Source organism: Oceanicola sp. 22II-s10i, assembly GCF_002210105.1.
Lineage (GTDB): Bacteria > Pseudomonadota > Alphaproteobacteria > Rhodobacterales > Rhodobacteraceae > Pseudooceanicola.
The window spans coordinates 1-6,140 of sequence record NZ_AQQU01000031.1 but is presented as its reverse complement, the minus strand read 5'-3'; the positions used below and the strand labels follow the sequence as shown (position 1 = coordinate 6,140).

The window sequence follows — 6,140 nt, the reverse complement described above, 5'->3', positions numbered from 1 at the left end:
CTGCCAAGACGAGCCCGCTGAGAATTTCCACACAGCATTCTTCGGCGGCATAGGCGGCCGAACCAAAGCGACCGGAAAGATCGCGGTCGAGCCTGTGCTTTGCGCCACTGGCGTGACCGTTCTCGTGTAGCCAGACACCGTAGAATGACGCGGCATCGCGAAACGAAGTGAACTGCGGCATGAACACGGTGTCGGCCGACGGGCGGTAATAGGCTTCCGATCCACCGAACTCCGTCTTGACGCCCAAGTTTGTGATGAACGCTTCCGCATGGGCAAGGCGTTCAGCCTCGGGCAGCACAGGGGTCGCCGGGCGCTCGTACCCGTCCACCTGAGCGATATTGAAGACAGAAAATGCGCGGGCGAACATCCGTCGATGCCCGTCATCATCGTCATCGTCGTCGGCCTGCTGGGAAACCTTGATCTCCCTCCACAAGACGACCGTGGTGGAGCGTTCTCCTTTACGCACCTGCGCGCCAGCATCCTGCCATTGCTTGTACGTTCCCCAGATACCGTCGCCATATCCGGCGGCAAAGCCCGTGGCCCAGAGCGCCAACGTGTTTATGCCGCGATAGCGCTTGCCGGATGAAACGTTGGTCGGACGCGCTATGCTGCTCCCGTTGTGGAACCAGGGCGCACGCCAGTCGCCGGCGCCGGCCTCGATGGCGGCGATGATCTCGGTGGTGATACGATTATAAACATCGGCGCGCCCGGCCGATGAGGAAGATCGGGACATGACAGGTCTCCAGGACGGGCGGAGCAGGCCTCTCCCGCTCTCCTCATCCCGTCACTCACCCCGATCCCAAGCTTCCTCTCCCTTTACCGCCGCCCGAACGGGCGGCGTCGCGCCCTCGGGCGCGATCCGGGCCAGCACACCCTCGATCCGGTCAACCTCCTGCTGGAGCGCGGTCCGCTGCAATCCGGGCAACCGCTTCTCGCGCAGCAACATGCGTGCCTCATCGGCACTCCGCTCCCAGACGGGCCTGTGATGTTCCGCGATGCAGGCGTTCGGGCAGCGGGTCGGTTCACAAAGTGCTGTCAATGGGCGGTCTGCCGCGGCATCTGTCACGCGCTTGAGGCACAGGGCGGTTGCCGGATCGAAGAAGCAATCGGCAAGCGGTCCGACATGCAGGGTGCGGGCCAGACTGGCGAGCATGGTGCGCAGACGAGACCGGTCGGCGATCATCGGCGGCAATGGCCCAAGCTCGGTGGCTGTCTCGTCGAGGGTACGCGCGACACGAGGACCGGCCGGCCCACCAAGGTCGGCCCCGCCGCGCCGCCTGTCGAAATACTCGAGCAGATCATCGATCTGGCCGAGCCGACGTTGCGCCTCGACCTCGGCGCGGAAACCCGAGGCGCTGCTACCCGCGTAGCCTTCGAACGCGGCGACGGATGCATGCTTGTACTGGATCATGCCGGCCACCGTTCCGAAAGGACGGTTTGCGATGTGCCATGCGATCGTGCGACGAAACTGGCGGGTCGTGATCCGCCAGGGCTTGCCGTCCGGCCCGGGCGGTATGGCGGGCGCCTCTTCCGTCCCGAACAGCCTGTTCAGGTGGTCACGATAGGCGTTGATCTGGCGCACGATCTCGGCGGAGACGTGCGGTTTGCTACTTCGCGTCACTGACAGCACAGGCCAGAGCGTATCGAGACCATGGGCAACAGCCGCGCGCCGGGTCAACTGTTCGAGCACCCCGATCGCATCGGCGACGGGCTCGATGGTCACCCACTCTGCCGGCGCTCCCCGGGCCCCCTTTCCCTTGTAGGCGGTGGAACGGACGCGGTGTCGTGACACGGTGCCGTCCTCGCTGCGCGCAAGCGTCAGGCATCCCCGGCGCATCGCCTGCACCTCACAATCGCGCATACCGGTCAGATAGGCGCAGACCACATAAGCCGCTGCCTGCAGCATGCGCTCTTCCAGGACGAGGGATTTGGCATCGAAGCGGAGCCGCCATGGCCGGCCGAGATCGGCATCGACCGAGATCGGCGTATCCATGCCGCCGGGTTCGATCCCGATATCCGCGATGGCGGCAGCGATGAGATCGGACGCGCCGCCGGCGAGAGCGAGATGCATCGCCGGCTCCCTGGCGGCATCGACCCCTACGTGAAGATGCAGAAGCTGCACGTTGACGACGGGCAGAAGCTCCCCGCTTACCGGATCGACGGATGCGGAACCGTTGGGCGGGCTTGCCCAGACCGGCACGCCCCGACCCTGCCGCGCGCGGGACCGGAAATAGCGCGCCAGTCGCTGCCGTTGCCGGCGGCGGCGCTCCGCATGCGGCAATCCCTGTTCCGCAACGAAAAGCCGGTCGCGGCGCGCTTCGAGCCGGGAAAGCTCACGCCGGGCGGCGAGAATGTCCCCTGCGAATACCGTGATGTAGCGCAGCGACCATGCCAGAAGCGGCGCAATGATCGGCTCGGGGATGCGCGGGGTCCGGTTCTCGGGAACATGACGATAGCCCGCGACGCGTGCGGGTGGCCGTCCGTCCCACGGTTCGAACGACAAGCCGCCGGCGGGAAGGTGCTCACGGTAGAGATAGAAGTCGATGACGATCTCGAGAAGCTGCCCGACAATGACGGGCCGCCTTGCCGGGTCCTCTCGGAGATGCCGCGCATAGGCGTCGATCAGCGGAGGATCAATGCGGGCAAGGTCCAGCGCGCCCAATCGTTCGCGGACGAAGGCGAAGAAGCGCCGCGCCCGGTTGAACGCCTGCCGCACACAGCTGGGCGGCAGCTTCGGACGATGGCCGGGAAGGTCGACATTGAGACGCGCATAGAGATAGGCGCGCATCATTGCCTGCACATCGGCATCTTCCAGCACGTCGAAATGCACGGTGACGTGGCAGCGCCGGGCGTTCTCGCGGAAGACGGCCGGACCCAGATCCCAGCTTGGATCGCCGACGCGCGACAGGTCCTCGCGGGCATGGCCCGGCTTGAGCGGCGCGCACGCCAGCACGGGCCGATCGTCGAACGCGGGAGCGCGAGCAAGGGCGGGCGCGGTCATGCGCGCGCCTCGGGAGGCAGATAGAGGCGCTCCTCCCCGGCGCGTAACCGCGCTTCGGCGACAACGGCATCGGAAAACGCGGGCAAGATCTGATGGACGATCCGGGCATGAACCTGCCCGAACTTGACCATCCAGTCGGGACCGGGAAGCCCCTGCCGCTGGTCTTCGACGAAGGACAGGAAGGCCATGATCGCGGGGAGCTTGCGGGCGGTGATGACGGCGTTGGGGCAATGGAGGCATCCCCAGAACGGCTGTTGGCATGGCGAGCCGGCCTCGGCGAAGGGGCTGCTATGGAACCCCGCGCAGGCGGCGAGCCAGAGATCCTGCTCCCCATCGAGAATGGAACCGACCGCATCCGGCGGCATCAGCGGCCCGGCCTGTTCGGGCGCTTCGCGCAGCGTCTTCTCGGCTGCTGGCGCGAGGATGGTCGGCATCGCGGCGACAACAGCGTCGCGGAAGGCATCGGCGACGGTGGCCTCGTGCAGGGGCCGCAGCGATGGCAGATCGGCGTAGTGGCGCGCCGCGACCTCGGGCGTGTGGCCGACCGCGAAGCGGGCGATGTACCCCTCAGTTTTGGTGTACCACAGCGCCTTGTGGGTTTTGCGAAGCCGGGACAGCAGAAGATGGAGCGGCTTGCCGTCCTCATCGACAATCCGGTGCCGTGCCACCCAGGCGTCGAGGCGTTCGCGCGGATGACGGATGCCGGCATGGAGACCGCCGACGCTGTGGTAAACCCAGAGACAATCGGTGGGCAGATGCTGACGGGCGACGGTCGTGATCTCGATCAGCCGGCGGAGAAGGCCACCCGGCGTGCCGAGGCCGCCGTCGCGCACGCGCATGCTCTTGTGCCCGGCGGCGCCGGCGCGTCGCTTCAGGTATCGCAGTTCGACGGTTCCGGCGGAGGGATTGGCCAGGCAATCGACCGTCAGCGCCTTCAGGCATTCCGGCTCGAGGCCGGTATCGAGAGCAAGCAGCACGAGCAATGGCGGCAGATCGGTGACGTGCAGATGATGCCGACGATGCAGGTCGTCGATCAGCGTGCTGATCGGCAAACCGCGCCGCAAGCGCATGAAATAGAGACGGCGCAACTCGACGCTCTCGGTCCGAACGGCTCCATCGCGCGCGATGAGAGCTTCGACATCGGCCCGCGCTCCGGCAATGACCGGATCGCCCTCATCGGTCCGATCCTCGGTGCCGATCCGGCGGAATATCGCTTCCACGTCCGTACGGGCCGCGTCGCGCAGCGCACGGGCGACGAAGGGGCTGTAGGCATCACGCGGGGTCGAGCGTTCCGCCGAGGTCGCCATTGTATAGCGCAACCGCTCATGGAGGTCGGGCGTGATACTGTCGGGCCGATCCGCCTCTATCGCACGCAGCGTATTGACGATCTTGCTGACCGTCACATGCCGGTAGATCGCGCCCATTCCCCCGCGTTCGAGTGCCGATGCGAAACCCTCGACATGGGCTGCGCGCATGTCTTCGGGCCCGTCCACTTCCCCCGCCTCATCGGAAAGCCAGGTGAAGAAACGGCGATAGGAGTTTACATACTGTTTGATGACGCTGGCCGCACCGATCGGGCCGCCGAGCGCGGCCGACCGGCGCAACGCGCTGGCAAAGGCGATAGCGAGCGGACGAGGATCGAGATTGGTCATGTCAACCAGGACGGTCCCGCCATGCCGCGCCTCGATGACGAACCTGAGGCCGAGCACCGGATCGGGCTTGGCTCGCTCCGGCGTGACGCGCGCGAAAGCAACGGGCCTGCCCTTGCGGGGACGCCCGCTCATGCGCCCTGCGGTCCCGGCAGCAGTGCCAGCAACTTCTCGACCGCCGAATCCACCGTATCGGCGCGGGTCGCGATATGGTCGAGATAGATATAGGTGGTGGCGAGGCTCGCGTGGCCGAGCAGGCGTTGCACCTGCTGCAGCGGGTCGCCCAGGATCAGCCGGTAGCTCTCCATCGGCCCCGCCGGCAATGCGGCTTCGCGCAGACGCTCCTGGATCAGCAAAGCGAGCATATGGACCGCGAAGGTGTGGCGCAGCTGGTGCGGGCTGATCGACAACGAGAAACCATAGTCTCTACAGCGCTTGCAGGCGCGGGCGAAGATCACCTCCCAGGAATTGGGTCGAACGGGCTGTCCGACCTCGGTCAGCCATAGCGCCGCGGGCTCGCGCGGCGTTCCGTTCTCGTTGCACAGGATCAGACGGCATCGTTCCTCTGGCGTGCAGACATCGCGCATGCGGTCGAGACCGGCGTCGGTGATATGGATCGGCCGGTCAAAGCGCGCCGCGCCATTGCGCGCGACGAATTTGGCCGCGCCTGCCGCGCGCTCGACATCGATATAGGCCGCGATCTGACGAAGCAGCCGGCGTGGGACCAGAACACTTCGTCCGCGATCGCCCTTGGTGAGCGGCGGCGGCAGGCGCAACCAGAGCTGCCGGTTCTCATCGCCGTCCGGAACAATGACCGCGAGATCACCGGAGAGCAGACCTGAGGCTTCTTCCAGTCGCAAACCTGTCGTGACGAGCAGATCGGCGAAGAGCGCGTTGCGCAATCCGTTCCGATCACGTGCGCCGGGGCGTTCGCTGCCGTCAGGCGCGAGGCCGCGCAGACCGACCTCGCGGAAGATGCGGTAGTCGTCCATCGTGACGAACCGGACATCCGACCGCTTCGCAACACGTTCATAGGCGTCGTTGCGCGCGGCGATCATTCCGCGACGTCCACCCTGCGCCGGTCGCCACACGGCACGACGGTTGAACGGTGCCTCGGCGATCAGCCCTTGCCGCTCGCCCCAGCGATAGAGGCGATCAAGGCTGGCGACGGCCCTGTTCCAGCTTGCCGCCGTGATCCGCTGACCAGCATCGCCGCGCCGACGCGCACGATGATAAGCCTCGACATCGTCGCGGGTCGCAGCCCATACGGTCTTGCCGCAAGCATCGAGAAAGCGAAGCCAGACTGTCACATCATAGGCCTGGGCGCGAAGCGAATGCCGCGATCGAATCCCCGATAGCGGCAGGTCGAGAAAGAAGCGATCCAGATCGGGGTCGTAGAGCGCGTCGCCGCGCAGGATCAACGGCACATGCGCGGCGAGACCCCCGGCCTCGCGACGCTCGCAAACAGAAATAATCGACACCAGCGCAAA

General features: G+C 66.2%; 4 protein-coding genes. All 4 read right to left on the bottom strand.

Going from position 1 to position 6,140, the window contains the following annotated elements; genetic code table 11:
* The coding region (locus ATO6_RS24645) for an ArdC family protein (protein WP_088626560.1) at positions 1-733 on the bottom strand (733 nt) is incomplete at its 3' end.
* Between the two features lie 51 nt (positions 734-784).
* Entirely contained in the window at positions 785-3,001 is a 2,217-nt protein-coding gene (locus tag ATO6_RS24640; RefSeq protein WP_028093971.1) for an integrase, read from the bottom strand.
* Positions 2,998-4,785 carry a hypothetical protein gene (locus ATO6_RS24635; protein ID WP_028093972.1) on the bottom strand — a complete coding sequence of 596 codons (1,788 nt, stop codon included), beginning with the start codon at positions 4,783-4,785 and terminating at the stop codon, positions 2,998-3,000. Before ATO6_RS24635 ends, ATO6_RS24640 begins: the two co-directional genes overlap by 4 nt.
* Positions 4,782-6,140, bottom strand: a 1,359-nt coding sequence (locus ATO6_RS24630; protein ID WP_254919281.1) for a tyrosine-type recombinase/integrase, incomplete at its 5' end; no start/stop codon positions are given. The genes ATO6_RS24630 and ATO6_RS24635, both read right to left, overlap by 4 nt.